Source organism: Alcanivorax sp., from assembly GCF_014762765.1.
Classification (GTDB): domain Bacteria; phylum Pseudomonadota; class Gammaproteobacteria; order Pseudomonadales; family Alcanivoracaceae; genus Alcanivorax.
On the sequence record NZ_JABURH010000128.1, the window covers coordinates 1 to 25,099 of the forward strand.

The following is a 25,099-nucleotide window of genomic DNA, read 5'->3' on the forward strand; positions in this document are numbered from 1 at the left end:
CCGAAGGCGTCCCGTAGGGATAGCAAGCTTGCTTGCTACCTAAGTAGGTCATCACATCCTCAAGCTACGAGCTACGAGCTACGAGCTAGAACCAACCCTTCGCCATGCAAGCATAGCTCCAACGAATCAGTGCCCCCCAAACCTTGCCCCTGTAACCAAACCGCCACCCCGCCGTCATCCCCTTTACCCACCAAACCTCCAGGCTCATAGCCGCCCCTCAAGCAATGAGTCCAGATCATGCTGTTGAACGTCATCCTGATCGTTATGGCCATCACCTTATTGGTCTACCGTTACCGCAAACTCATGTACCACTTCCGTACAGTAGAGGCGGGAAAACTTTATCGCAGTGGCACTCTGGGCCCGATTGCCTTGCGAGTGATGCACCGTGTGCTGGGTGTGAACACGATCATCAACTTGCGGCTGGAGTCCGAGTACGGGAAAGGGGGCTGGTATAAGCGGCAAAGTGGCTACTGCAGCCGCCACGGAATCAAACTGGTGAATATTCCCATGGCGCAGGACACACCGCCGACCGAAAACCAGATTCGAGCCTTCATGGCAGAGCTGGACCGTGGTGACAGTTGTTGCCTGGTGCACTGTGAGATGGGGGTGATTCGCACCGGCATGATGGTGGTAGCGGTGGCGACTCGTCGCTACGGGGTGCAAGCCAATGCCGTGTGGAAGTACTTTCCGCTGTTTGGCCACAAACTGGATGGCCGACGGGAGCCGGTGAAGGCTTTCATCATTCGTTGTGCAGTGCTGTCGAAGTCGTCAGTCCAGTAAGGGGCTTTCTGCTGGCAGGTGAAGTTTCAGCCGGTTGCTGACGACGGCAATATTGAACTCCGTACTCTGTACCGGTTCACCATCCAGATTAAGATTCATGGGGCGAGGGGTTTCTATCTTCAATGATGCCACCCGGCTACGTACAAAAAGCCCTTCTTTCTCGGGATCCTGCCTGGCTTCGCTATCAAACAGCTCTTTGACGCCGGCCAAAAGGTCCATTTGCGCAGGCAGGATGGCGACATCCAGCAAGCCATCATTGATGAGGGCATCCGGGCAGAGGCGCTGTCCGCCGCCGGCCTGACGTCCATTGCCAAGCCCCAGCGCAAGAAACTCTCCCTGCCATTCAAATTCTCCGTTGCTGAAGGATCCTTCGGATGCCTGGATTTCAGAGAACCGGGTGAGGCCGGTCAAAAGATAGGCTGCACCCCCCAGCATGTTCTTCAGATCTTCTGATGTCTGGGTGGTGACTTCCGTACCGAAGCCTCCGGTAGCCATGTTCAGGAAGTAGTGATCATTTACCCGAATCACGTCGCTAGGCATGGCCGGTGACTCCAGTAATGCCAGTGCCTCAGTGATAACGTCAGGGATTCCCGCCGCTGAAGCAAAATCGTTGGCGGTGCCCAGTGGCAGAATGGCCAGCGAGAGGCCATCCTGTTCACTGGCCATCATGGCATGAACAATATCCCTGACAGAGCCGTCACCACCACCGGCGATAAGCGTGGTATAGCCCAGATCCAGGGCTTCTTTTACATATCGCTCGGCATCGCCAGCTTCCCAGGTGACGCGCACCGCCAGCTCGTGACCTTTAGCACGCCAGTCCATCACTGCATGGCGAACTTCTTCATTGGCAGCCTGTTTGCCATGCAGAACGAGCAGACTTCTTGTCGTCACGGCATTCCTTCCTTTATGGGGTGGTAATGACTTCTTCTTCCGGCAAGTCGGCGACCTCTGTCTGTTCAGCAGTCACGTTGACATTGCGTTGTGCGGAAAATGTCAGTTCATCATCGCTATCAGGCATGTCATCCAGTGCCTCACAGGTAAAGGCCACGGTGTAATCGCCTTCCGGCACAAACCCTATCTGATATTCGTAGGCATCACTATCCGGATTGTAGGTTACCGTAGCTGTTGTGACAGGATTGTCGCTGTCAGCAGGATTTCCCTGATCATCCACGAAAACATCACCTGTAACCGCATTATTGCCGGTGAAAAGATACACTGCGTTGCCTTCAAGGGTGTCACCCTCCATCACAGAGGTGCATGCCTCGTCATCAATCAGCGCATCACTGACTGTACCCTCAATGGTGCCGACCTGGCTGTTATCGACGATACGAACGGCCGGACGCAGCAGGTAGTAGTCCTGGTTAGCGGGCTTGGTGATAGCCCGACGGAGATCGACATCCAGAGTAAAGTTCACCTCACCATCGACAGGAACCACAAAGCCACTGACCAGTTGGACATGTCGTTCGCGGTTCTGGTTATTCTGCTGACCCGGAACATACAGGGGGAATTCCCCGCCATTATCATCGATCACATAGGTGTTGCCGTCTCCACCTTGCACGTATAGCCGAATCCAGTTGTAACGCCCGGCGGGAACCTCTGTGGTGGGCATAATCACGGTGGACTCCGCGCCTTGCAACGCCAGGAGATCCTCAATGACCAGAGGCTCATCCAGGTCTCGGCGGATCATGCCACCTTCCGCTGGTTTTAGTGCTACCGCATTCAGGGTGAGTTGCACCCGGGTGAGATCATCCGCGGGCGCGTCCGTCATGGACAGTTGAACGTCACCGGTTTGCGGCTGTGAGGGGTTGTCGCTGCTGGAACCGCCGCAGGCGGCGAGGAGGGTACCGGTGGCCAGGATAAAGAGTGCGCGTTGCATAATGTTTTCCTCCGTGTTCGCTGTTTCTTTTAATTTACGTGGCAGAGCGGAGAAGGGATGTGATGGGGCCCGGGACTTTACAACTATTAACGGTTGGAGGCTGTTGCAGGGGGGAGGATTGCTACCCTCTATCGGTGAAATTAAAGAATAGTATTTTTCTATTGCCGGAATGGCAGTGATGATTGATCCAAAGGAGGAGGTCAATGATCAAGACATTCAGTTTCGGAGCAATGCATATAGCGGTGGCGTTTCTGGTGGTTTGGGCGATGACCGGTGACTGGCGGATTGGAGGAGCGACAGCCCTTGTGGAACCCTGTGTGAATACGGTGGCTTACCACTTTCACGAAAAGATCTGGAAACGACGGGCTCATGGTGGGTCGGTGAGCGGAACGGTCATGGCATAGGATAAACTCAGTGTTTACTCTGCCATGGCCGTTGGTTAAGCTAGCGCACAAGTATACATTCTGAGGGGTATTTGTCAGGTGCAGAATTCAAGCAGTGACATCGATGCGATCCGCCAGGTGGTGAATCAGGTACTGGAAGTGCACGCCCGGGAAGAGGGTGGTCAACGCTCCCAGGCCCGTTCGGAAATTCTGATCCACTCAATGCAGGTTTTTGCCCAGCGGGGCCTGCAACGGACCACGGTGCAGCACCTGCTGGACGCCTCCGATGTGTCCCGGCGCACCTTCTACAAATACTTCCGCAACAAGATGGACGTGCTGGAAAGCATCTATCGCATCTTTGTGGACAACATGCTGCTTCACTTCCACAAGGAAGTGAAGCAGGCCTCCTCTGCCCGGGACATTATCCGTAACACCACCAAGGTGTACTTCGATTACCACGTGAGCATGGGGCCTATCATCAGGCTGATGATGGAAGAAGCGCGCTCTTCTTCCTCTGCTCTGGCGCCGCACCGGGTGCGGGCTCAGGACATTGCCTCCGAGGTGCTCACATCCCAGATCAGCCGTTACACTGGCAAGAGCTATGAGCCCCTGGTGTTCCGTACCATGCTGTGGATGCTGGAAAACTATTCCCTGTATATCTTCGAGGACGGTGGCTTTTCCCAGGAGCGGCTGGACCTGTGCGAAAAAGTTGCCATCGGCATTGCCGAATCCCTGGTGCTCGGAGAGGTGACACCGGGCATGCTGGAACGCCCGGTATCCTGAACGTCTGAGGGAGTTGCCGGGTTTATTCCGGCTTCACGAATTTCAGTGTCATGCGATCACTTTCTCCGATCGCCAGATATTTCTCCCTGTCCTGATCGCCCAGCCGCAATGATGGCGGCAGCGTCCACACCCCAGCGGGATGGTCGGCGCTGTCCTGCGGATTGGCGTTGATTTCCGACTGTTCAGCCAGACGAAATCCTGCTTGCTCTGCCTGGGCTATCACATAACTTTCAGTCATGTAGCCGCTTTCAATCTGGTCTTCCAGTGAGCGCCCCTCCGGCGCCCGATGTTCTACTACCCCAAGGATGCCGCCAGGTTTCAGGGCTTTGAAGAAGCTGGCAAATACGGCTTCTGCCTTACCTGCCTTGGCCCAGTTATGCACATTGCGGAACGTCAGCACCCGGTCCACGGTGCCTGCAGGGGCGATATCGCTGTAGACGGGAGGATAGAGATGGGTGATGCGTACCTGTCCGTAGAGAGCCGGGTATTTAGCCAGATGCGCCTTGAATAGAGTCAGTGAGCGAGTGTAGTAACTGACGTCGCTGTCCGGCGGAAACTGTGCAGCGTAAAAGGTGCCTTCCTCGCGAAGATAGGGCGCCAGAACGGCGGTGTACCAGCCTTTGCCTCCGGGCCAGATCTCCACCACGGTCATGTCTTTTTCTATCCCGAAGAAATCCAGAGTCTGTGCCGGATGGCGATAGTGGTCGCGAGCTTTCTCTTCTGCGCTGCGATGGGGGGCGGCCAGAATATCGTCCAGGGACGTGGCGTGTGTCAGGGAAAACGACAGCAATGCTGCCAGGGCAATCAGGATACGCATGATCTCGTCCTATCGTAGGCCGCGGATCAACACCTTCATGTAATCAGCGGCTTGTTGTTCGAGGCTGCCTTCGCCGGTGAGCGCCCAGGTATAAGTGGTGCCCACCACCAGATTTACCATCATCAGGATGGTGTCACGGGTTGGCAAGGCCACGAAGTAACCATCCTTGCGCAGTTCCTTGAAGAAGGCATCCGCCACTGGCAGATTCTGTTCCATCAGGGCAAGGTACTGGCGCTGTATATCGCCCATGAAATCCCCGGCTTCCTGAATCAGCACCCGGGAGAAATTCTGGTTCTGTTGAAGGTAGCGGGCCACGTTGCGGCACAGGTTTTCCAGCCGTTGCAGGGGCGGAATCGTGCTCATCAGGTCGGCAAAAATGATGTCGCGGATGGTGTTGAGGTTTTCCTCCACGATGGTCAGAAGCAGGGCGTCTTTGGAGGGAAAAAACTTGTAGATGGTGGCCTTGCCCACGCCAGCCTGCACGGCAATGGTTTTCACCTCGGCGCTGCGGAAGCCTTCGTTGGCGAAGACTTCCTGGGCGCAGGCGAGTATGCGGGCGCGGCGTGGATCATCCATGATGCTCTTCCGTTACCGGTTACAGGTATTTGATTTTTTCCAGCTGCTCTTCCAGCTTGGCCTGCTGGGAGCGGTAGTCGTCCAGCTTGGCCTTTTCCTTGTCCACGACTGCCTGGGGCGCCTTGTCGACAAACTTGGGGTTCTTCAGTTTGACCTCGGCGCGGCCCACTTCCTTGCGCAACTTCTCGATTTCCTTGGACAGTCGTTCGATTTCAGCGTCCTTGTCGATCAGGCCGGCCATGGGTACCAGAATTTCCATATCTCCCACCAGCGCGGTAGCGGAGGCCGGGGCGGAATCCTCTGCATTCAGCCAGGTAATGGATTCCAGCTTGGCCAACTTGCTCAGGAAGGTACGGTTGGCATCCAGCAGGGCCTTGTCGCTGTCCTTGCCGTTATGCAGGAAAAGGGGCAGCGCCTTACCCATGGGGATACCCATTTCGCCGCGGATATTACGCACCGCAGTAATTACTGCCTTGACCCATTCCGCGCCGGTTTCCGCCTCTTCATCAATCTTGCCGGTGTCGCTGGCCGGGAAGGCTTGCAGCATGATGGTGTCCCCGCTCTTGCCAGCCATGGGGCCGATTTTCTGCCAGATTTCTTCTGTGATGAAAGGCATGAAGGGGTGGGCCAGACGCAGTATCGCTTCCAGCACGGTCACCAGAGTACGACGGGTACCGCGTTTCTGGGCGGCGGAGTAATCGTCACCCCACAGAACCGGCTTGGACAGTTCCAGATACCAGTCGCAGTACTCGTTCCAGATGAACTCGTAGGCGGCATGGCTGGCCACGTCGAAACGGAAGCTGTCCAGGGCCTCGCTGACTTCTTGTTCGGCGCGCTGCAGGGCAGAAATAATCCAGCGGTCTGCTAATGACAATTCCACCTCGCCGCTCACGCCACAATCCTCGCCTTCAGTGTTCATCATCACGTAGCGGGCGGCATTCCAGATCTTGTTGCAGAAGTTTCGGTAGCCTTCAATCCGGCCCATGTCCCACTTGATGTCACGGCCCGTGGAGGCCAGCGACAGGAAGGTGAAGCGCAGGGCATCGGTGCCGTAGGGGTTGATGCCGTCAGGGAAATCCTTGTGGGTGCGTTTGGCGATCTGCTTTTCTTTCTGCGGCTGCATCAGTCCCTTGGTACGCTTGTCGACCAGCGCATCCAGGGTGATACCGTCGATCATGTCCAGTGGATCGAGCACATTGCCCTTGGACTTGGACATTTTCTGGCCGTCGTTATCACGCACCAGGCCATGCACATAGACTTTCTTGAAGGGCACCTGGTCAGTGAACTTCAGGGTCATCATGATCATCCGTGCCACCCAGAAGAAGATGATGTCAAAGCCGGTAACCAGCACATCGGTGGGGTGGAAGGTGCGCAGGGCATCGGTGTCTTCCGGCCAGCCCAGGGTGGAGAAGGTCCACAGGGCAGAGCTGAACCAGGTGTCCAGGACATCGTCGTCCTGGCTAAGGGGGATGTCCCCGAGATCATGTGCCGCACGCACTTCCTCTTCGTTGCGGCCCACATAGACGTTGCCGTCGTTGTCATACCAGGCAGGAATGCGGTGGCCCCACCACAGCTGCCGCGAAATGCACCAGTCCTGCAGGTCACGCATCCAGGAGAAATACATGTTTTCGTAGTTCTTCGGCACGAACTCGATGTCACCGTTCTCCACGGCGGCAATGGCCGGCTTGGCCAGCTCTTCCACGGCCACGAACCACTGGTCGGTCAGGTAGGGTTCGATCACCACGCCGGAGCGGTCGCCACGGGGCACTTGCAGGGTGTGGTCGGCCACTTTTTCCAGCAGACCCAGAGCATCCAGATCATCCACCACCTTCTTGCGGGCGTCGACCCGGTCCATGCCGCGGTAGGGTTCCGGTACTTCGTCATTCAACGCCGCGTCGATGGTCAGGATGTTGATCATCGGCAAGTCGTGGCGCTTGCCCACTTCGTAATCATTGAAATCGTGGGCCGGGGTAATCTTCACGCAGCCGGAACCGAAATCCGGGTCCACGTAGTCATCGGCGATGATGGGGATGTCGCGATCGGCCAACGGCAGGCGGATGGTCTTGCCGATCATGTCCTTGTAGCGCGGGTCTTCCGGGTGCACCGCCACGGCAGTATCGCCGAGCATGGTTTCCGGGCGGGTGGTGGCGACCACCAGGTGCCCGGAACCGTCGGACAGGGGGTAGCGGAAGTGCCACATGTGGCCCTGTTCTTCCACGTTCTCCACTTCCAGGTCGGAAATGGCGGTGTGTAGGGTCGGGTCCCAGTTGACCAGACGTTTGCCACGGTAGATCAGGCCTTCCTCGTGCAGGCGGACAAAGACTTCGCGCACCGCGTTGGACAGACCATCGTCCATGGTGAAACGCTCACGGGTCCAGTCCACACTGGCGCCCATGCGGCGCAGCTGACGGGTAATGGTGCCGCCGGATTCGCCTTTCCATTCCCAGACTTTCTCCAGGAATTTGTCGCGGCCCAGTTCGTGGCGGGTGGTGCCTTCACCGGCCAGCTTGCGTTCCACCACCATCTGGGTGGCGATGCCGGCATGGTCGGTGCCCACCTGCCAGAGGGTATTGCGGCCCTGCATGCGACGGTAGCGCACCAGGGTGTCCATGATGGTGTCCTGGAAGGCATGGCCCATGTGCAGGCTGCCGGTCACATTGGGGGGCGGAATCATGATGCAAAAGGAATCACCCTGGCCGGAAGGCTTGAAATAACCGGCTTTTTCCCAGTTTTCATACCAGGCCTGTTCGATGCGATCGGGTTGATAAGTCTTGTCCATGAGTCCGCTTCTAAACCAGTAAAAAATGAGGGCGAATTATAGCGGAGCGGGGCGGCTGCGTCGCGGGTTGCGGGAAAAACGCGGGGCTGCGGTTGATGCTGGGACGAGTTATGGAGAGCGAGGCGCGAAATTCGTATCGGGCAGCCTTGTACGACGGGGGCTCGGACCTTGAAGTGGCTCTTTACCCCTTTCTGCGCAGGGCCGCGCGCAGTTTCAGGCGCAGGGCCTTTTCCAGTTTCGGCAAGGCATCGGCCACAAGTTCATCAATGACCGCATCAATATCGGCGCTGCTTAAAGAGGAGCGGCCAGCGGGAGGGGGTGGTGTAACGGTTGCCGGGGTAGGATTGTCACGGGGTGCGGGTGGCGGGCTGCCAAGAAAGGGGTTGCTTCTTTCGCTGGCCAGCTTGCGGATCTGTTCCCGATCCAGGGCGCTGCGATCGGATGGGGAGCGTTGTGGTGCCGTCTCGGTATCGTCCAGCAGGGACTGTACATCGCCAAGCTCTTTGAGAAGCTCTTTTTTGCGTGACTCCCGGTCGCTCATGGTGGTGTCCGTGGGGTGTTCAGCCCAGTTCGTGGGTGGTGACCGGGAAGCCCCGCTCACGGTAAAAGCGGAATCGCTCGCGCCCAGCCTGTCTTTCATTCTCGGCGCCGCTGATCATCTCTGCAACCCGCTGGAAACGGGAGGCAAAATCCGGCACCTGATCGGTCAGGTTGATCAGCACATCGTGATGGTCGCCGGGATCGCTGCCGTGGCCCAGAATGACTGGTGCGTCCCCTTCCTGTTGAATTGCATGGGGAAGGAAGCCAGCGGAAGGAGCTTGCCAGAACTGGTCGTCCAGTTGTCGTGCATGGTCCACATCCCGGCAATGAATATAGACCTGACGGCCCTGTTTCTGGGCCTTGTCGGCAATGCGCCAGGCCAGGGCCTGGCGGACGCCGTCGCCGGCCTTGTTGCTCAGGTAGAAAGTGACTTCAGTCATGGGAAGGCTCGTGTCATTACATAACGCGCGGCACGCCCCGCGGCGTGCCGGCATGTTTGAGACGAATCAGCACTGGTCCATCAGGTAGCGGGTCAACATGGGGACCGGGCGGCCGGTGGCACCTTTACTCATGCCGCCGCTAATCCAGGCGGTGCCAGCGATATCCAGATGGGCCCATTTCACGTCTTTGGCAAAACGGGACAGGAAGCAGGCGGCGGTGATGGAGCCGGCCTTGGGGCCGCCGATGTTTTGCATGTCGGCAAAGGGGCTGTCCAGCTGGCTTTGGTATTCGTCCCACAGGGGCATGGGCCAGCCCCGGTCTCCAGTCTGCTTGCCTGCGGCCAGTAGAGCCTGACTGAGATCATCGTCGTTGCTGTATACCGCCTGGGCGTGGGCGCCCAAGGCAACCACACAGGCGCCGGTGAGGGTGGCCACGTCGATCACAGTATGTGGTTTGTGCTTCTGCTGCACATAGGTCAGAGCGTCGCACAGTACCAGCCGGCCTTCGGCGTCGGTGTTGAGGATTTCCACGGTTTGTCCGGACAAGGTCTTGACGATATCCCCGGGCCGGGAGGCGCGTCCGTCGGGCATGTTTTCGGCCGCTGCCACTACCGCCACCATGTGGATGGGAAGGTCGAGCTCACACACGGTCTTGACGCTGCCGAACACGCTGGAAGCGCCGCCCATGTCGTATTTCATCTCGTCCATGTTGGCGCCGGGCTTCAGGGAGATGCCGCCGGTATCAAAGGTGATGCCCTTGCCGACCAGGGCCACCGGGCCTTGCTTGGTGGGTTTGGCTCCCTTGTATTCCATGACGATGATCTGGCCCTGGCGTTCAGAGCCCTTGGCCACGGCAACGAAGGCGCCCATACCCATCTTTTCAGCCTGGGCCTGGCTGATCACCTTCACGGTGAGTTTTTCGTATTGCTTGCCCAGGTCGCGGGCCACGCCACTCAGGTATTCCGGGTAGCAGTCGTTGGGGGGCAGGTTGCCCAGGTCGCGGGCCAGGTTGACGCCGCTGGCCACGCCTTTGCCGATTTTGCTGGCCTTGCTCAGGGCGGCATCCTTTTCCGCATGCCAGAAGGTCCACTTGGCCAGTTTGCTGGCCGGAGCCGGTTTGCTGCGGTACTGATCAAAACGGTAGGTGCTTTCTTCCGCTATCCGGGTGCCTTCCCGGGCCTGCCATTCCGGGCTCTGTGGCAGGTTGGTGTCCAGCAGCCAGAGTGCGTGCTTGACCGGGGCCTTGCTGACTGCCTTCACAGTGTTGCGCAGCAGTTCCTGCCACTGCTGGTCGGAAGGCTGCTTGTCGCCCCGGCCGACCAGCAGCAGGCGTGCGGCGGCCAGGCCTTCCGGCTGATGCAGCCAGCTCATCTGGCCCTTACTGCCGTCAAAATCGCCGGCCTTGATGAAACGGGTAAGCTGGTCGCGGGTGCTCTCCGGCAGCGTCTCGGGGAGATCGCCGTTCTTGCCCAGCACCAGAATCAGCGCGTCGGCTTTGAATTTGTCCAGGGGCCTGTTGCTTACTGCGAAGTCCATGCTGTCTCCAAATCAATCAAGGTATGACACGCGGCAAAACGGGTTGCCAGTGCAAAAAACAGTGAAATATTGGGCTGTTCGGCAGTCAAACGCAATCGGAGTGCAGCAGCAAGGCCGATCATTTTGCTGGTGAAGCTGCCACCATCGTTGGTATTTCGCTTCGCATCATTATCACCTTGGCCGGCCAGTCAGTTACACTAGGGCCCATTCACTGCTGCCGCAGGTACCTGAAGGTCCGGTTGCCCGCGCGGTATGTGCCGGTGCCGCAGGCTCTCAGCCCTGCCGTTTCAGGCGTCGGTGCCTTTTTGCAGACAAGGATGAGTGGGCCAGCCCTTGATTCTTCATCGTTATATTAACCGGCAAGTCTTCATGACCACCGTCATGGTCACCTTTATTCTGGTGATGGTGCTGGTCAGTGGACGCTTCATCAAATACCTCGCAGAGGCCGCCGCCGGTGAAATTGCCGCTGATGCCCTGTTTCTGGTGATGGCGTTCCGGATGCCGGAATTTCTGCAGATGATTGTTCCCCTGAGTCTCTATATCGGCCTGCTGCTGGTGCTCGGGCGTATGCATATGGACAACGAGATGGTGGTGCTGCAGGCCGGTGGCCAGGGCAATAGCCGGATTGTTCGTTCCCTGATACTGCCGATTCTCATGGCTACCACCCTGGTGGCCATGTTTTCCCTCTATGTGACACCTCGCGGGGATGCGGAGGTCAATCGCATCTTTGAAGAGCAGAAGGACCGCTCTGTGCTGGAGCTGCTCACCCCGGGGCGCTTCCATGTAAAGGGCTCCAGCAATACCCAGCGTGCCACCTATGCTGAACAGATGAACCGGGAGAAAGGGGTGCTGGAGAATGTGTTTGTGGCGGATGCCCGTTTCCAGGCCCGGGGTGAAGCGGATCGCCTGCTGACGGTATGGGCCAAGAGCGGCAAGCTGGTTCAGGAGGATGGAATCAGTTATCTGCTGCTGACAGAAGGTTTCCAGTATCAGGGCAAGCCGGGCCGGAGCGACTATAAGGAAATCGGTTTCAAGGAAGCGCGGGTACGGATCGGCAAAGAGCGAACCGACAGTCGCCCTCCCAAGGTGCGTGGCCGGCCGACTGCGGAATTGATTGAGGAACGAGACAATAGTCGCGATGCCATGGCTGAACTGCAGTGGCGTATTTCCCTGATTCTTACCGTACCGATTATGGCACTGGCGGCGATTCCGCTGGCCCGGGTCAATCCGCGCCAGGGGCGCTTTTACCGGCTGATCCCGGCTGTGCTGGGCTACATGCTGTATGTGGGTATGCTGCTGGTGACACGCAGTGCCATTGAGGATCATGAGGGGGTTCTGCCCTGGTATCTGCATACCGGCTGGGTGCATTTGGTGGCCGTGGTAGTGGTGTTTTTGTTGTATTTCGGTGGGCGGATTTTCCGTCGCAGGAGGCGGGCGTGAGACTGTTGAAACGCTACTTCTGGCGGGCGGTGCTGATACCCACGCTTGCCATCCTGGGCATCATCGTAGGCCTGGATTGCTTGTTCGGCTTTATTTATGAACTGGAAGGTCTGCGCGGTGATTACCAGGCCATGCAGGCCCTGCAATTTATCCTCACGACAACGCCGCGCCGGGTGCACGAATACCTGCCAATGGCGATTTTGCTGGGCACCCTGATCGGCCTGGGCTTGCTGGCAAATAGTGGGGAATTGTCTGTGATTCGTGCGTCCGGCGTTTCTACGCTGAAGGTCAGTTGGCTGGTGTTGCGCCCGGTTTTCCTGCTGATTCTGCTGTCCATTCCTCTTGGCGAATACCTGACCCCTTATTCTGAGCAGGTGGCCCAGAGTAATCGTTCCATGGCCGAGGGCGGCGGTGAGGCATTGCGCTCCAAATATGGTTACTGGCATCGGGAAGGCCCGGAATTCATCCATATCAATGCGGTGCAACCCAATGGGGTGCTCTACGGCCTGACCCGCTACCGTTTTGATGACAACCACAAACTGACGGAAACCCAGTTTGTGGAGCGTGCTATCTACCAGGGCGATTTCTGGTCGCTGGAGGGCATCAAGGGAACCCGGCTTTCCGACGAAGGCACCGAAATCTTCAGTCGCGACAGTGCCGAGTGGAAAACCAAACTGACGCCGCAACTGCTCAGTATCGTAGTGCTGGAGCCGGATCATCTGGCCATGGCCAAGTTGCTGGAGTATACCGATTACCTGAAGCGTCAGGGGCTGGAGACCGCCGATTACATGCTCAGCTTCTGGCAGAAGCTGTTCATGCCATTGGCTACCATCGGCATGGTGCTGATCGCCATTTCCTTTGTTTTTGGCCCCTTGCGCGAAGTGACCATGGGCCTGCGTTTGACGGCGGGGATCGTGGCCGGGCTGATTTTCCATTATGGCCAGCAGTTCTTTGGCCAACTGTCGCTGGTGTTTCATACCGAGCCGTTGATGGCGGCAGTGGTGCCGCCGGCGCTGTGTCTGATTCTGGGGATCTGGCTGCTGCAGCGAGTACGTTAATAATGACAATCTGGAGGGGGCAGGGACGCACCCACAAGGGACGCCGACCTGCCAATGAAGACACTCTGGTGTGTCGGGATGGCGATGGGCTGTGGGCGGTGATCGATGGCATGGGTGGCCACGATGCCGGTGATCTGGCTGCCACCATTATTCGTGAATCCCTGGAGTCTGTTGCGTTGGGCGGCGGCATCGCACATCGGCTGTTGGCGGTGGATTCCGCCCTGCAGAGTGCCAATCATGCCATCCGCCATCACGCCGCCTTGCACCTGCGCAGCAAGCCCATGGGCGCCACTGTGGTGGTGCTGTTGATCTACCGGGACGAAGCCGCAGTGCTGTGGGCCGGCGATGCCAGACTCTACCGCCATGCCGGACAGGACACCGTTATGCTGACCCGGGACCATACCCCGGTGCAGGCCCTGGTGGATGCGGGTGTTCTTGATGAGCGCCAGGCCATGTCACACCCCCGCGCCCATGTTATCTACCAGGCCATTGGCAATGGCGACAAGCTGGAGCTGGAGCAGGCGCGTTTCGACATTTCAGCGGATCAACAGTTCTTGCTGACCACGGACGGTGTGCATTCAGTGCTCACGGTGGGCGATCTGGCGCGCTTGCTGGGGGAAGGGGCCAGTGAATCGGCTATCCTCAAGGCAGCCCTCGATACCGGTAGCCGGGATAATGTGACAGCAGTAAAAGTGTCCGCCGATGAGCATTACAGGTAGACAAATATCAGTCTAAGGCTGGCAAAGCCGTCATCTGCTGGTATACTCGCGCACCACTGCCAGAGTGGTGGAATTGGTAGACACGACGGATTCAAAATCCGTTGCCTTCGCGGGCGTGCCGGTTCAAGTCCGGCCTCTGGTACCAGATACGATTCCGATAGCATCCGAGGAGATCCACTTTAACCTTTTTATTCATGAGGTTAGGTGAGATTCTCCTCCGATGTTGTCCGATGCCATCGTTTGACATCTGGTGCCATGTGGTGCCAACTTTGGGGCCAACTTTAAGCCCAAAGTCGGCCGATGCATGGAAACCAATAAGCTCTCTGACGTCAAAATCCGTTCCGCCAAGCCCAAAGAAAAGACTTACCTCATGTCCGATGGCGAGGGCATGTATCTGGAAGTCACTCCAAAAGGCGGCAAGTGGTGGCGATTCAAGTATCGCTTCGATAACAAGCAGAAGCGTCTCTCCCTCGGAACCTATCCAAGCACTGGCCTTAAAGAGGCACGAGCTCAGCGAGCGCACTTTCGTAAGTTGCTGGCCGCTGGCGTTGACCCCGGAGCAAAGCGAAAGGCCGAAAAAGCAGCAACTGAAGTGGCCAAGAGCAACACCTTTGCGGGTGTTGCAGAGGAGTGGGCTGCTAAGAAGGTGCTTAGTGAGACCTGGACCTCTACCACCGAAAAGAAGCGAAGGGGTTGGCTGGAAAATGGACTGATCGCCTATCTTGGGGACCGCCCCATTGCAGAGGTAACCCCTGCTGAGCTTTGGGAGACTCTCCAGCATACCCAGAAGACCAGTGGCTATACCGCAAACCGTCTCAGGGGCATGGCCTCAGAAATCTTCAACTTTGCGATGGCTACTGGGAGGACGGAAAGTAACCCTGCCTTGCCGTTACAAGGCCAGATTGCGGTCAAAAAGGAAAAGCATCGGTTGGCGATACTGGAGCCCGACCAGATAGGGAGAATGCTACGGAAGATCTCCTCATGTGATGCCATGCCTACTACCAAAGCTGCGGCGCAGTTGGCACCACTCGTATTCGTGCGGCCGGGAGAGCTCAGGCATGCTGAGTGGCCAGAAATTGATCTAAAGAAGGCGGAATGGAATATCCCGGCAGAGAAAATGAAAATGCGGGAGCCGCATCTGGTGCCTCTGTCCCGTCAGGCCGTTGCAATTCTGGAAGGGTTGCTCCCGATTACAGGTTCGTCACGGTATGTTTTTGAGGGGGTGAAGCCTGGTTTGCCTATCAGTGATAACACGCTGAACAAGCTACTCAAGACTTTAGGGTACGAGGGCAAGATGACGCAGCATGGCTGGAGGGCTATTGCCCGCACGCTGCTTGATGAGGTGCTTGAATTCCGGGTGGACTGGATTGAGCATCAACTTGCACATTCAGTCAGAGATGCTAACGGCAGGGCCTACAACCGTACTTCTCATCTTGAGGGAAGAATGCGGATGATGCAGGTCTGGGCTGATTATCTGGATGCACTAAGGGATAAGAAGCCTTGGCCAAAGCTGGAGATTGCCAGCGACCCCGCCCCGAGACTCGATATTTCACAGCGTCCTGCAACTAGTCCACGGCCTGCCACTAAGCCCCGCAATAAAGGGGAAAATAATTTTGATTCATTGATCGAGAAGCTGATGGGGAGCAAGAGTGAAGATTAGTGGTGTACGGTTTGGCGGGGGAGTCATGAGCGTCAAATTGCGGGTGGATTCTGGCACTTTGCCTCTATATTGGGAAGACTCCAAGCCCAATCTTGCTGCAATGATCAAGCTCCTTGCCGAATCATACGAGGACGAAGCTCGACGGCACGATGAAAATGGATTATGGATGCAGGAGTCATGAGGGTAGGTTGGCGGTAGAGAAGCGGGATGTGTTCCTCAGATTGAGCACCTTGCGAAGTTGGAATCAGGGAGGTGGTTGAGGGCAGGACGTTCGGGTGCAGTCGAAACTGATTGGTGCCGGATAAGGGGGGGGGGGAGCCCCCCCCTTATCCGCAACTCTGGGAGGTGCTTCTGTCTTTGCTTATAGCCAGAAGTGCCTACCAATGAGCAAGAAAAAACCGATAGAGAAAATCAGTGCAGCCCCTAAAATCGATATCAGGTACCAAGTTAGGCGGATTCGGCCAAAAAAAGAACCTTCTCTGTGGCGGAAATAGTTGTAGGTTTTAACGCTATATATTTTTGTGAAGAAAAGGCCGTACAGCATCATGCCAATATAAAGCAATGCGCTCATCTTGTTGGGCTCTTGGTTGGTAAGCTGGAGTGGCTCAGATTTGGCGGTCACTATGTGACCGCCGGGTACTCGTCCTGAGCATGTGAAGTAGTTTGGAGTGTTAGTTTGTTGCGGCGTTTAGATGTACCAAGGTGCTTGACCTAGTTCGCTTTCAACTTCCTGGAAGATGTCCACATACGCCCCTCTCAAGCCGCGATACTCTTCCACTTCTTCAGCAGACATGGTGGGGTACATTTCTTGGCCGTTTTGGTCTAGTGCCCCTCTTATATCGCCATGAACAGAGTATTTTTTGTTCTTTAGATAGCCTGTAAGTTTCCAGTGATAGATGTCATCCCGGTGAACTTTTCCTGGTTTGATGGTGCCGTAGCTGCTTCCGCGCTTGAGGCCCTGGACGCAATCAGAAAGAACTTCTTCGCCAGTGTCTATTTCGGTTGCTGTAAAGCAAACCCAGAACTCGCTGATCGTATTGCCAGAATTATTTGTGAAAGAAAAGTCAACGGCTCGGCTGGAAAATGTTTGACGGATGTTGTTGCCAAGTTTTAGAGCCAGATCCTCGTCTCTTTGTATGATGTTGCTGGTGGACTGTAGCCAGCGTCTATGGAGCCTTTCGAGAGCAAGCTTGGCGGCTTCTCTTTCAAGTTGATAGAGCTTCTTTTCATGGCTATCTACAGCCTCGATCACTTCGCTATAGCTTAGTCCGTGGAGAGACTCGATATCATTTTTCTCGGTACAATAATCATCCATGCAGATGTTTAGCTCGTATGGCTTGGTATAAAGTGAAAACTGTCTTTCGAAATCACCTCGCTTTGCTTCATCCTCAATCTCTTTGAGGATGTTGTTGTACGAGATTTTGGCCATTTTGTTGGTAGAAGCATCGAATTTCTCACCGCAACCGACCAGAAGAAAGGCAATAATGCCCAGTATCATATATTTCATTAGATCATCCTGTGGTATGGGGTTGATGGGTTTTCATGTATTGAAGGATTTGAATGCCCCCATCTGTGACTTACAGGCCAAAGACGTTCACATAGAACTCTTCCCCATTATCAGCCACCTCTACGGTGTAGGTGATGGGAAGTTCATTAGTGACACCATTAGTTGTCGCCGTAATACCAAGCTGGGCAGCACATGTGTGGGCGCCGGTTTCTTTATTGGTGCTTTGGGTTCGTATGGCGTTAACGGTGTACGTGAAAATGCCCTGTGACCCATGGCCAAGTTGGTTGGTCATTTCCCGGTCGGCTATCTGCTTGACCAGGTTTGTGGTTTCTTCGTCGCCACATTCAGGCGCATATTGAGTGCAGCCGGTTAGTGCTACGGACAAGACGGTCAGGGGTATAGTCAGGTGTTTCATGCTCTTCCTCTGAGATAATTGGGTAATAATGATTGGCTTAAGTGGGCTTTGGGGTTCAGCCTGTCTAGGGGTGGGGATCAATTGCCCCAGGTCTGGAAGTCGCTACCTTCTGTGAAGGTCCAGCTGCCGACATCCGTCACGACTTCAACCTCAGTGGCGTTGCATGAGTAATCGAAGGCCTGAGTGACACCTTCCCCACGAGAAACCGTTTTGGGCAACCGGGATGTCATTTCCTGCCCCATGGCACGAGCAGAGTTCATCCTCTGACACCTGCCGTTGTTGACAATGATGTCCCTGATCTCAACGCCATCTGATTTTGCGGTTGCGGTGATAGACAGGAAGGGATTCTTGGCAGTGCCAAATCCGTCATCTGATATTTTGGAGCTTCTGATATCAAGGGGAGGGGTGTCACCACAACCTGACAGACAGATCGCAAGCGCACATCCTGCGAGATATTTCTTCATGGCGGGTTTCCTTGATATCAAATGAAGGCAGTGAGCATGAAGCCGAAACAAACCAGCCAGACAATGAAGTAGGCGAGATTGTGTTTCATGGCTTTTGCACGCTGGAAAAGGTAGACAGGAATCAACCAGGTTACCCCCTTGAATTTGCTCGTGTCCGTGCCGCCTTTCTTCAGCACATGTTCGTCCCAGAAGCTAAGGCCGATATTCAGGATCAGAGTGATGTAAAAGAATTCACCGCCAGACAAGGCTCTCTGAATTCGGTATTCGCTGCCGCCGTGGACGATGCCTGCCACGATCGCTTCGAAAAACAGGCCAATTAGTGGTGCAAAGGCCAGAATCCAGACGATGGTGTTATTGACGTGTTCGCCTGTCAGGGGCGGTGGTGCGGTTTTGTCCAGATGGGCTGCTAGCTCTGTCTGTTCGAGTTTGGTCCAGTCGGACAGTCCATTGCGCCAGACAATGGCGCCATGGGTGATCTCCCCGTCGGTGATCAGCCCGACCATTTCCTGTTCGCTGAATCCACCTTTTCGTTGGCCGGAACTTTCGTAGAACCAGGGTTTCTGTGTCTCTGTTGCTTCCATGTTGAACCCCATTTCATTCTTCTTGGTGATTTAGGGAGGCATAAACGGGCAGCTAAGCGTCCTGGCTAGCCGGTTGTGCCGGACCACTTTCCCCAAAAAATGATTTAGACCCGAAAACAGGTTCGGGCACCCAGCACCGCAAAAGTATTGCAGTGCGACACTTTTGCGGTCAAGTATAGTGATACGACAGAGGTATGGCTCTGCCGTAGCGTTGCTTCATCAGTTAGATGGAGTGGGCGTGATGAGCTTTCCCGAGCGCCTGAAAGCGGCCCGGTTGGCATTGGGGTTGACTCAGGAACAGTTGGGTTTTGAGTTGGATGTCACCAAATCCACGGTTTCCGCATGGGAAAATGGTCGTGATGCTCCAGGTTTTCGTCTTTTCCCTGCCCTGAAACAGGTGCTCGGTGTTTCTCTGGACTACTTGATATGTGGAGATGAAGCGGGCGGTGTCACCGACCCTGCAGGCACCTACGGCGCGGAAGTCCGCAGTGAAGCTGAAGCGCATTTGCTAAAGCGTTACCGCAAACTGTCACACAGCCGCCAGGAAGGCCTGAAGGCGTTACTGGATTAATCTGCAGCCTGCTTACCTGCCAGCTTATTACTTAGCTCAGTGGTTGATTGAGAACGGGATTCCCTGGCATGAGCTGATCCCTCGTGCGAGAACTCCTCAACCACTTGTAACCCCTCCTCCTCCGCATACTCGAACTGGGCATTCAGCAGGCCCGCCTGAGCGACCTTGTCCAGCTCTGCCTGGCTAATCCCCAGATTTTCCATCACCTTGGCCTCTTCTCGGGCATGGGTAACGGCCTCCTTCATGGATTGATCGGCTCTCAGCGTCAGATCCACGTAGTAGATCGGCGCCCGGTGACTCTGGGCGGTGCTCTTCCCGCGCAGCCTCAATTCCAGGGGCAGAGTGGCCAGGTTGCCGCCAGAGATGGCATGGAAGTAGCGTAACCGGGCAGCCAGGGTGCGGATGCTGTTGTAGCCGGTGGTCCGGAACATGAAGCAGCCCAGTTCATCCTCTTCCCCGATCCGTACGTACAGACGCCCGTAGGGTTTGCACAGATCGTGGGCGCCGAATTCGCATAGGTCGGGTGACGGGCAAGGCAGTTGCTCTAGGCCCTGGCCGGTGCGGCGCCGACAGATCTCCCCGTCGCCGCTACATAGGGGGCGGCCACTCTTGCGCTCGAAGAAGGTGTACTCCGCCCGCAGGTTCAGGTCCGGATCATTGAAAGGCAGCGTGACGGGAATGCTGCGCAGCTTCTTGCCTTGTACTTCCTGGCGCAGGGCCTCATCCAGCGGGTGCGGTAGCCAGCCCTCCCGGGTCTGGATCTGGGTGGTGATGGTGAATTGGTCGTCTTTCTCTGGCAGACGCTTGCCGTTTTTTTCCACCATGCGGCCAATACTGATACGGCCAATCACGGGGGGAGTAATGGCGAGTCCTTTGATCATGGGAATCTCCTGTTATAAAGAAACTGCACAGCCGCCGGGCAGGGCCCGGCGTTTATGCTGTTAGGCGTGGGATATTGAGTGAGGTGATGCGAGAACGATCAGGTGGTGGCCTTGACCAGGAACCGGCGGCTGCCGGCCCGATGCTTGGGGAACTGCTGCAGTAGCGCGGGCTGAGCCTTGAGCAGGGCGTCAGTGTCGAGCACCGTACTGTCCTTGCTGCGCTTCCAGCTCACCTGGCCATCCATGAAGTAAGCCCGAGCGGCGTTACCCATGCGTTGCTGGATGCGCTGCTTGAGCCGGGCTTCCCGTTCAGCCAGACGGGCTAGTCGCTCCCGGATATCCAGCATCTCTCCGAAGTCGCCGTTGAGTGCTGTGTCTTCAATGAGATCTAGGGCTTCGCCACCGTCACGAGGGTAGAGCGCCCGCAGCGCCTGGTCGGCAGAGTCGGAGCCATCGGCGTCGGGCGGGGTGTCGGTTTCCACCAAATGCCAGAAAGCCCGTTCCAGTTCGATCAGTTGGTTAATGACCGTCTCATCCCGCTCGATGCGATGCACTTGCAACTCCTGCCCACAGATCAGCACCGCCACGTCCGCCGCCTGCTTACCGGTGACGGCCAGTTGATGCTGTACCTGGCACTGGATGTACTCCGGCACCCCATCGGCCCAGAGCCGGGCACCATTAAGGCCAGTGGTTTTGCACTCCAGGATCTGCACCTCTGGATTGCCCACAACGGCATAATCAAGATTGGCCAGCATCCAGGACTTGTCGGCATCCGGGTGCTGGAGTACCGCATTCACCCGCCGTACCTTGTTGCTCGTCGCCTTGGCATAGGCCTCGGCCACCTTGGGTTCAAGAAGATTGCCCCAGTACAGCGGGGTATGGATGTCGTCCGGATCGGGGGCCGGTAACAGCCCATCCCGACCGGTCTTGATCATCCACAGCTCCAGATGCGACTGATACGGGTTGAGCCCCACCGCCGCAGCGGCATCGCTGGCCCCGATACCTTGTTTGCGGACCGTGAGCCACTGCTCCCGGTTCATGCCCTTGGTGGACACCAGACGCAGGGCCGGACGGGATGAGGGTTTGATGGCGCGGGGAGTGCTCATGAGTGACCTCCTTCCAGTTGGGTCAGCCGCTCGGTAAAGCGATCATGGAGATTGATCAGCCGATAGGTCTGGGGCGTCTGATCCGAAGGGATCTCATGACTGCCGCCTTGGCTGAAGAAAGTGACCACCAGCTCGGCGATCATCTGTTGGATGTCGGTACGAGATGGCAAATTGCCATCATTATCCAGTAGATAGGTGCCCAGCTGTTCGCCCAGAATGGACACCACCTCGTACTCGAACACCCCAGGAAACCCTTGCGGGCCATACCAGTAGGGTTGCACCTGTTTCCAGATATCGGGGATGAAGTCACACAGGGTGCTGATCAGTTCGATACAGCCATTACCCCAGATCTCCAGAAGCCGGGTACCGCGCTCCTTGTTCAGCATCACCCCTTCATGGAGAAAGGCGCCCCAAATGGCGGCCAGATGCGGGGAGAGGGGAGGCGCAGAGCATCTGGCTTCCGGGCCCACACGGTTATCGTGATTAGGTTCTGTCATGGTCAGGCTCCAAACAATAAAAAGCCCGACCGGCACAGAGCGGGTCGGGCTTTAGTCGAGGGAAAAGAGTGAGTCGGGGATCAGTCAGGCCACCAGTTCCAGAGTCTGGCTCAGGGCCCGCTGCTTGATCTGGGCACCCTTGCCGAACCAGGCGGAATCCAGCCGGTTGTCGGTGCTGCGGGCGCGACGTTCGTGGTCCACGAACTCGGTGACGGCATTGAGCAGGCCGTAGGCCGTGTTCTTGGCTGACGGCAACTCCGCGCCGCGACCGGCCCCGTCATACAACGCCATGGCCTTCTTCATGGCCTGTTCGTTGGGCTTCACCAGCATGTCCCCAGAGGAGTAGTTCACATCGGTGAAGACCGAACGCATGACCTTCTCGGCGGTCTTGCGGGTGATCCGTCGTTCGCTCAGCGCTTTCAAGCGATACATGAAGTCATCCCAGGCAGAGACGGAGATACCCAGCTGTTTCTTGACCGCCTGAGCATCGAAGGTGGTGTTGTGCCGGACTTTCACCGCCTGGCCGGCGCCATTGAGGGCTACCGCCAGGGTGTTGTTGCACACCACCCGGATGCTGGTGAACTGGGCAGTGGTCGCCAAGGTACCGTCACAGGCGGTGGCCAGCAGCACATAGCCGTTGGTCTGGTCATTGCCAGCCAAAGAACCTGTTTGCCCGGTGCGGGCCAGCGCCCAGAGCTTGCGGCCACCTTTAAGGACGCCAGCGGTTTCCAGTTCAAAGCCGGAGCGCTCGGTGAGGTCCCGGTAAAACTCCAGGATCTGCCGGGGCTGAACCACCTTGAAGCGGTTGCTCACTACGGACAGAGGCGCCTGATTATCTGATCGGAACAGCACCTTCTGATCCGGGAAGGATGAGATCTGTCCCAGGGATCCAGCCTCGCTGCTAATGAAGCGAACAGGAGTCTCACGGATCTCCCAGTCCATGCCGGCTTCCTGCATCCAGACATTGAGGGGCTGTTGGGCGGCGAGCTGGTTGCCCAGCCCGTGCCAGGGGGTGCGGCCTGCATAGGCCATGCTTTCGACAAGATGTGCCATGGTAAATCTCCAAGAAAAACGGTGAGCCCGAAACGGGCGGATTGGCGAATGAGAAGAGGGGGTGAGTCAGGGGTAGAGCAAAAGCAGAAGAGTGAAGGCTTAGAGCCAGCCACGCTGGGCCAGGCTGACCCACTCGGAGCGGGACACGACGAAGTGATCCAGTACCCGTACATCGATCAGGGCCAGAGCGTCCTTGAGTCGGGTGGTGATGGTGCGATCAGCCTGGGAGGGCTCACAGCACCCGGAGGGGTGGTTGTGGGCAAAGATTACGGCAGCGGCATTGCAGGCCAGCGCCTGCTGTACCACTACACGGGGATACACCGCCGCGCCATCAATGGTGCCGTTGAACAAGGGCTCGAAACTGAGCACCTTGTGTTTGTTGTTGAGGAAGATGGCCGCGAAGACCTCGTTTTTTTCCTGGGCCAGAGCCATCTGCAGGAACTGGGCAACATCGGTGGGCGCAGTGAGCGTATCTCGACCGGTGAGTTCATCCAGTAGGATGGTGGCCGCCGTACTGACAATCTCCTCGGGTTTAACACAGCCCTGCACGTGGTACAGGCCCTGCTCGTTCTTCACGAAAGTGGGAATATCCATAAAAACTCCAAAACGGCATAAAAAAGCCCGCACAAGGCGGGCTCTGGTATGCAGTGAAAGGGGGGGAGGTGCGAAATACGGGTTAATCGGTGTCGAGTCGAAAGGCGTGGCCGCAATCCAGGCATTGCAGGTTGTCGAGGAAGGTCTGGTCGAGCTTGTCACCGAGAGCGGCACCGGCCTCTCCGCCGGCAACACCTCCGATCAGGCCGCCGATCACGGCACCGGCTATGCCGCCGAGCAGCGATCCTCCAGGGCCCGCGACATAGCCCAGCGTCATACCCACACGAGCGCCACTTGTGGCCGCCGCAACTCCACTCGCGGCACCCGCGGCTGTGCCGACAGAGCCGCATACCCTGCGCCCGGTGTGGAGCGCCGCTATCCGGATAGATTGGCAGCTGGGACATTGAATGATCATTAAACCTCCATGAAATGGGACCAGGAGGGTCATTCCTTCCTGGCTTCATGGGGGTGATATGTAGGTGAAAAAATCTGGAATCGAGACGTAGACTAGGTAACAGAAATGAAATTACTAAGTGGGAAGTCAGTTCAGGTGTGTGAATCGCCACCGGTTTGCTAGACACCTTTCAGCCATACAAAATGGTGGCCGCCGTACTGATAATCTCCTCAGGATTAACGTAGCCCTGTACGTGGTACAGGCCCAGCTCGCTCGAATATCCATAGAAACTCCAAAACGGCATGAAAAAGCCCGCACAAGGCGGGCTCTGGCATGCAGTGAAAGGGGGGGGGGGGTATAAAATTCATGATCAAAAGCATCGGTTTGCTGTTTTGGGTTGCAAGTAGAGCAAGTAGTGTTAGTGGGTGTAGATTCAGTATCCTTCAGGGAAAGCTCATTATAGAGCGGTCGAGATTGAACAGGCTGGACGAGACTCCAAATCATCATCCCAACTATTGATGAATTTGACTTGAAGCATAGAGAATGGAGGGTGAAGGTGTCAGTTGTCTGACCGGTCGCCGAATCGATCAGAACCAGGGATTACAACAACTGCAGTAAGGCCTCCTACCTTACTGGACGTGTAATGAACCTGTCCCTGATAACGCTCAACTATTGCGTGGACAATAGCCAGCCCCAATCCATGACCGGGTGTTTGCTCGTCCAGCCTCAATCCTCGCTTGCCCAATTGTGAGTGGGCTGTTTCTGATACGCCCGCTCCGTCGTCGCTGATGATAATTTTTAACTGCTCTTGATCTTCACTCAGCGTGAGCTCCACCCAGCGGGATGACCATTTGCCTGCGTTATCCAGCAAGTTGCCAAGGATTTCGTTCAGATCATGCTCCTCAACAGGCCAGCGATGGTGTTCAGGCAGATATGTTGATAGTTCAAAAGATTTATCGGGGTAGAGGCGGCCGACCATCCACAGCAGGTCCCGGGCCTGTTTGACCGGGCAGGCACTTTGGCCGACCTGTGGGCCTGCAAACCGGCTTCGCCGCATTTCTGACTCAAGCTGAGCATCTATGTCGTCGAGGCGCGACGCCATTTCCCGTCTCAGGTTCTTATCGAGCGGGCGGCTCGTGTCTTCCAGGATCTGTCTGACAGCCGCTATGGGCGTTTTCACACTGTGGGAAAGGTTGGCAAGGGCGTCACGGGAGCGTTCCAACCGGTCATCCAGTGAATCCAGCAGCTGATTGAGTTGCTGAACGAGGGGCCGGAACTCCTCCGGGCCGTCTGCGTTAATACGGGAGATATCGCCTGACTGAAGCTTTTTCAGGCTCGCCCGAAGGCCCACTACTGGCCGCAGGGCCAGAGTGATGCCCACCCATATGCTTCCGACCATCAGAATGACCAGTAAAACCGAGACGATGGCAGTCCAGGTGTGGAGTTCGGCCTGACTTTGCTGAAGTGCCTCCATATCCTCGGCAACAATGACCACAAAGGGGTTGCCGCCGATTGTGAAAGCACGGCGATACCCAAGCAACTCTGAAGGCGCAGCGGATACCCCAGCACCTCGGACTCTCACGGCTCCTTCCTGCTCGGACGAGAGCAACGGCCTCAGCAGCGGTGTCCAGGTTTTCGGTGAAATGGAC

At 56.7% G+C, this 25,099-nt stretch carries 27 protein-coding genes and 1 tRNA gene; 9 read left to right on the plus strand and 19 right to left on the minus strand.

The genetic code is table 11. The features are described from left to right. Positions 1-237: 237 nt before the first annotated feature. Positions 238-780, plus strand: coding sequence for a tyrosine-protein phosphatase (locus HUJ17_RS08305; protein WP_290510257.1), 543 nt, complete (start codon positions 238-240; stop codon positions 778-780). On the opposite strand, the gene yegS is transcribed toward HUJ17_RS08305, so the two are convergent. After that, entirely contained in the window at positions 769-1,671 is a 903-nt protein-coding gene (gene yegS, locus HUJ17_RS08310; RefSeq protein ID WP_290510258.1) for a lipid kinase YegS, read from the minus strand. The genes HUJ17_RS08305 and yegS overlap by 12 nt on opposite strands. Positions 1,672-1,684: 13 nt before the next feature. After that, positions 1,685-2,656, minus strand: coding sequence for a DUF4382 domain-containing protein (locus HUJ17_RS08315; RefSeq protein ID WP_290510259.1), 972 nt, complete (start codon positions 2,654-2,656; stop codon positions 1,685-1,687). Between the two features lie 203 nt (positions 2,657-2,859). Between HUJ17_RS08315 and HUJ17_RS08320 the strand changes: the two genes are divergently transcribed. Both HUJ17_RS08320 and HUJ17_RS08325 read left to right on the plus strand, forming a co-directional pair. Continuing rightward, a complete protein-coding gene (locus tag HUJ17_RS08320; protein WP_290510260.1) occupies positions 2,860-3,060 on the plus strand; it encodes a DUF2061 domain-containing protein in 201 nt (66 codons plus the stop codon). A 78-nt stretch (positions 3,061-3,138) separates the two neighbouring features. Further along, complete coding sequence (locus tag HUJ17_RS08325) at positions 3,139-3,822, plus strand: TetR/AcrR family transcriptional regulator (protein WP_290510261.1); 684 nt, start codon at positions 3,139-3,141, stop codon at positions 3,820-3,822. A 22-nt stretch (positions 3,823-3,844) separates the two neighbouring features. On the opposite strand, the gene HUJ17_RS08330 is transcribed toward HUJ17_RS08325, so the two are convergent. The 6 genes from HUJ17_RS08330 to HUJ17_RS08355 form a co-directional block, all read right to left on the minus strand. Next, positions 3,845-4,639 (minus strand): methyltransferase, encoded by a 795-nt coding sequence (locus tag HUJ17_RS08330; RefSeq protein ID WP_290510262.1) that lies wholly within the window; start codon positions 4,637-4,639, stop codon positions 3,845-3,847. Between the two features lie 9 nt (positions 4,640-4,648). Continuing rightward, positions 4,649-5,215: a TetR/AcrR family transcriptional regulator gene (locus HUJ17_RS08335; RefSeq protein ID WP_290510263.1), complete on the minus strand. Its 567-nt coding sequence runs from the start codon at positions 5,213-5,215 to the stop codon at positions 4,649-4,651. Positions 5,216-5,234: 19 nt separating this feature from the next. Further along, positions 5,235-7,994 carry a valine--tRNA ligase gene (locus HUJ17_RS08340; protein ID WP_290510264.1) on the minus strand — a complete coding sequence of 920 codons (2,760 nt, stop codon included), beginning with the start codon at positions 7,992-7,994 and terminating at the stop codon, positions 5,235-5,237. Between the two features lie 181 nt (positions 7,995-8,175). Continuing rightward, positions 8,176-8,535: a hypothetical protein gene (locus tag HUJ17_RS08345; RefSeq protein ID WP_290510265.1), complete on the minus strand. Its 360-nt coding sequence runs from the start codon at positions 8,533-8,535 to the stop codon at positions 8,176-8,178. A 19-nt stretch (positions 8,536-8,554) separates the two neighbouring features. Beyond that, positions 8,555-8,974: a DNA polymerase III subunit chi gene (locus HUJ17_RS08350; protein WP_290510266.1), complete on the minus strand. Its 420-nt coding sequence runs from the start codon at positions 8,972-8,974 to the stop codon at positions 8,555-8,557. A 66-nt stretch (positions 8,975-9,040) separates the two neighbouring features. Next, entirely contained in the window at positions 9,041-10,510 is a 1,470-nt protein-coding gene (locus HUJ17_RS08355) for a leucyl aminopeptidase (RefSeq protein WP_290510267.1), read from the minus strand. Positions 10,511-10,831: 321 nt separating this feature from the next. Between HUJ17_RS08355 and lptF the strand changes: the two genes are divergently transcribed. The 5 genes from lptF to HUJ17_RS08380 all read left to right on the plus strand — a co-directional run bounded on the left by lptF (position 10,832) and on the right by HUJ17_RS08380 (position 15,387). Beyond that, on the plus strand, positions 10,832-11,950 hold the full coding sequence (lptF, locus tag HUJ17_RS08360; RefSeq protein ID WP_290510268.1) for an LPS export ABC transporter permease LptF: 1,119 nt from the start codon (positions 10,832-10,834) through the stop codon (positions 11,948-11,950). Next, the gene (gene lptG, locus HUJ17_RS08365; RefSeq protein WP_290510269.1) at positions 11,947-13,008 is read left to right on the plus strand and encodes an LPS export ABC transporter permease LptG; all 1,062 of its coding nucleotides are present in this window, start codon (positions 11,947-11,949) and stop codon (positions 13,006-13,008) included. The genes lptF and lptG overlap by 4 nt, the downstream gene beginning before the upstream one ends. Before the next feature lie 2 nt (positions 13,009-13,010). Further along, the gene (locus tag HUJ17_RS08370) at positions 13,011-13,727 is read left to right on the plus strand and encodes a PP2C family serine/threonine-protein phosphatase (RefSeq protein ID WP_290510270.1); all 717 of its coding nucleotides are present in this window, start codon (positions 13,011-13,013) and stop codon (positions 13,725-13,727) included. 58 nt (positions 13,728-13,785) lie between these two features. Next, positions 13,786-13,872 (plus strand) — tRNA-Leu (locus HUJ17_RS08375). A 159-nt stretch (positions 13,873-14,031) separates the two neighbouring features. Then, on the plus strand, positions 14,032-15,387 hold the full coding sequence (locus HUJ17_RS08380) for an integrase arm-type DNA-binding domain-containing protein (protein WP_290510271.1): 1,356 nt from the start codon (positions 14,032-14,034) through the stop codon (positions 15,385-15,387). A gap of 688 nt (positions 15,388-16,075) precedes the next feature. Here HUJ17_RS08380 and HUJ17_RS08385 read toward each other — a convergent pair. From HUJ17_RS08385 to HUJ17_RS08400, 4 genes are all read right to left on the minus strand, one after another. Next, positions 16,076-16,894 (minus strand): hypothetical protein, encoded by an 819-nt coding sequence (locus HUJ17_RS08385; protein WP_290510272.1) that lies wholly within the window; start codon positions 16,892-16,894, stop codon positions 16,076-16,078. A 70-nt stretch (positions 16,895-16,964) separates the two neighbouring features. Then, positions 16,965-17,309, minus strand: coding sequence for a hypothetical protein (locus HUJ17_RS08390; protein ID WP_290510273.1), 345 nt, complete (start codon positions 17,307-17,309; stop codon positions 16,965-16,967). A 77-nt stretch (positions 17,310-17,386) separates the two neighbouring features. Further along, on the minus strand, positions 17,387-17,773 hold the full coding sequence (locus HUJ17_RS08395; RefSeq protein ID WP_290510274.1) for a hypothetical protein: 387 nt from the start codon (positions 17,771-17,773) through the stop codon (positions 17,387-17,389). A 17-nt stretch (positions 17,774-17,790) separates the two neighbouring features. Next, a complete protein-coding gene (locus HUJ17_RS08400; RefSeq protein WP_290510275.1) occupies positions 17,791-18,366 on the minus strand; it encodes a DUF4339 domain-containing protein in 576 nt (191 codons plus the stop codon). A 229-nt stretch (positions 18,367-18,595) separates the two neighbouring features. On the opposite strand from HUJ17_RS08400, the gene HUJ17_RS08405 reads away from it, so the two are divergent. Next, on the plus strand, positions 18,596-18,925 hold the full coding sequence (locus HUJ17_RS08405; RefSeq protein WP_290510276.1) for a helix-turn-helix transcriptional regulator: 330 nt from the start codon (positions 18,596-18,598) through the stop codon (positions 18,923-18,925). Here the strand turns inward: HUJ17_RS08405 and HUJ17_RS08410 are convergent. The 7 genes from HUJ17_RS08410 to HUJ17_RS08440 all read right to left on the minus strand — a co-directional run. Beyond that, on the minus strand, positions 18,922-19,806 hold the full coding sequence (locus tag HUJ17_RS08410) for a hydrolase or metal-binding protein (protein WP_290510277.1): 885 nt from the start codon (positions 19,804-19,806) through the stop codon (positions 18,922-18,924). The genes HUJ17_RS08405 and HUJ17_RS08410 overlap by 4 nt on opposite strands. 98 nt (positions 19,807-19,904) lie before the next feature. Then, complete coding sequence (locus HUJ17_RS08415) at positions 19,905-20,912, minus strand: lambda-exonuclease family protein (RefSeq protein WP_290510278.1); 1,008 nt, start codon at positions 20,910-20,912, stop codon at positions 19,905-19,907. After that, on the minus strand, positions 20,909-21,409 hold the full coding sequence (locus HUJ17_RS08420; protein ID WP_290510279.1) for a hypothetical protein: 501 nt from the start codon (positions 21,407-21,409) through the stop codon (positions 20,909-20,911). Before HUJ17_RS08420 ends, HUJ17_RS08415 begins: the two co-directional genes overlap by 4 nt. A gap of 84 nt (positions 21,410-21,493) precedes the next feature. After that, positions 21,494-22,462: a DUF932 domain-containing protein gene (locus tag HUJ17_RS08425; RefSeq protein ID WP_289131883.1), complete on the minus strand. Its 969-nt coding sequence runs from the start codon at positions 22,460-22,462 to the stop codon at positions 21,494-21,496. Positions 22,463-22,561: 99 nt separating this feature from the next. Then, on the minus strand, positions 22,562-23,056 hold the full coding sequence (gene radC / locus HUJ17_RS08430; protein ID WP_062817356.1) for a DNA repair protein RadC: 495 nt from the start codon (positions 23,054-23,056) through the stop codon (positions 22,562-22,564). Between the two features lie 82 nt (positions 23,057-23,138). Beyond that, the gene (locus HUJ17_RS08435) at positions 23,139-23,333 is read right to left on the minus strand and encodes a hypothetical protein (protein ID WP_231504753.1); all 195 of its coding nucleotides are present in this window, start codon (positions 23,331-23,333) and stop codon (positions 23,139-23,141) included. A 676-nt stretch (positions 23,334-24,009) separates the two neighbouring features. Beyond that, the coding region (locus HUJ17_RS08440; RefSeq protein WP_290510280.1) for a sensor histidine kinase at positions 24,010-25,099 on the minus strand (1,090 nt) is incomplete at its 5' end.

Bases quoted from the DNA above. Each gene is read 5' to 3' on its own strand.
- HUJ17_RS08425 (WP_289131883.1), bottom strand. From the start codon at position 22,462: ATGGCACATCTTGTCGAAAGCATGGCCTATGCAGGCCGCACCCCCTGG.
- HUJ17_RS08410 (WP_290510277.1), bottom strand. From the start codon at position 19,806: ATGATCAAAGGACTCGCCATTACTCCCCCCGTGATTGGCCGTATCAGT.
- HUJ17_RS08305 (WP_290510257.1), top strand. From the start codon at position 238: ATGCTGTTGAACGTCATCCTGATCGTTATGGCCATCACCTTATTGGTC.
- HUJ17_RS08395 (WP_290510274.1), bottom strand. From the start codon at position 17,773: ATGAAGAAATATCTCGCAGGATGTGCGCTTGCGATCTGTCTGTCAGGT.
- HUJ17_RS08415 (WP_290510278.1), bottom strand. From the start codon at position 20,912: ATGAGCACTCCCCGCGCCATCAAACCCTCATCCCGTCCGGCCCTGCGT.
- HUJ17_RS08350 (WP_290510266.1), bottom strand. From the start codon at position 8,974: ATGACTGAAGTCACTTTCTACCTGAGCAACAAGGCCGGCGACGGCGTC.
- HUJ17_RS08315 (WP_290510259.1), bottom strand. From the start codon at position 2,656: ATGCAACGCGCACTCTTTATCCTGGCCACCGGTACCCTCCTCGCCGCC.
- HUJ17_RS08405 (WP_290510276.1), top strand. From the start codon at position 18,596: ATGAGCTTTCCCGAGCGCCTGAAAGCGGCCCGGTTGGCATTGGGGTTG.
- HUJ17_RS08330 (WP_290510262.1), bottom strand. From the start codon at position 4,639: ATGCGTATCCTGATTGCCCTGGCAGCATTGCTGTCGTTTTCCCTGACA.
- HUJ17_RS08380 (WP_290510271.1), top strand. From the start codon at position 14,032: ATGGAAACCAATAAGCTCTCTGACGTCAAAATCCGTTCCGCCAAGCCC.
- HUJ17_RS08370 (WP_290510270.1), top strand. From the start codon at position 13,011: ATGACAATCTGGAGGGGGCAGGGACGCACCCACAAGGGACGCCGACCT.
- HUJ17_RS08435 (WP_231504753.1), bottom strand. From the start codon at position 23,333: ATGACGCTGGGCTATGTCGCGGGCCCTGGAGGATCGCTGCTCGGCGGC.
- HUJ17_RS08385 (WP_290510272.1), bottom strand. From the start codon at position 16,894: ATGAAATATATGATACTGGGCATTATTGCCTTTCTTCTGGTCGGTTGC.
- HUJ17_RS08400 (WP_290510275.1), bottom strand. From the start codon at position 18,366: ATGGGGTTCAACATGGAAGCAACAGAGACACAGAAACCCTGGTTCTAC.
- HUJ17_RS08340 (WP_290510264.1), bottom strand. From the start codon at position 7,994: ATGGACAAGACTTATCAACCCGATCGCATCGAACAGGCCTGGTATGAA.
- HUJ17_RS08320 (WP_290510260.1), top strand. From the start codon at position 2,860: ATGATCAAGACATTCAGTTTCGGAGCAATGCATATAGCGGTGGCGTTT.
- HUJ17_RS08420 (WP_290510279.1), bottom strand. From the start codon at position 21,409: ATGACAGAACCTAATCACGATAACCGTGTGGGCCCGGAAGCCAGATGC.
- HUJ17_RS08345 (WP_290510265.1), bottom strand. From the start codon at position 8,535: ATGAGCGACCGGGAGTCACGCAAAAAAGAGCTTCTCAAAGAGCTTGGC.
- radC (WP_062817356.1), bottom strand. From the start codon at position 23,056: ATGGATATTCCCACTTTCGTGAAGAACGAGCAGGGCCTGTACCACGTG.
- HUJ17_RS08390 (WP_290510273.1), bottom strand. From the start codon at position 17,309: ATGAAACACCTGACTATACCCCTGACCGTCTTGTCCGTAGCACTAACC.
- HUJ17_RS08355 (WP_290510267.1), bottom strand. From the start codon at position 10,510: ATGGACTTCGCAGTAAGCAACAGGCCCCTGGACAAATTCAAAGCCGAC.
- HUJ17_RS08335 (WP_290510263.1), bottom strand. From the start codon at position 5,215: ATGGATGATCCACGCCGCGCCCGCATACTCGCCTGCGCCCAGGAAGTC.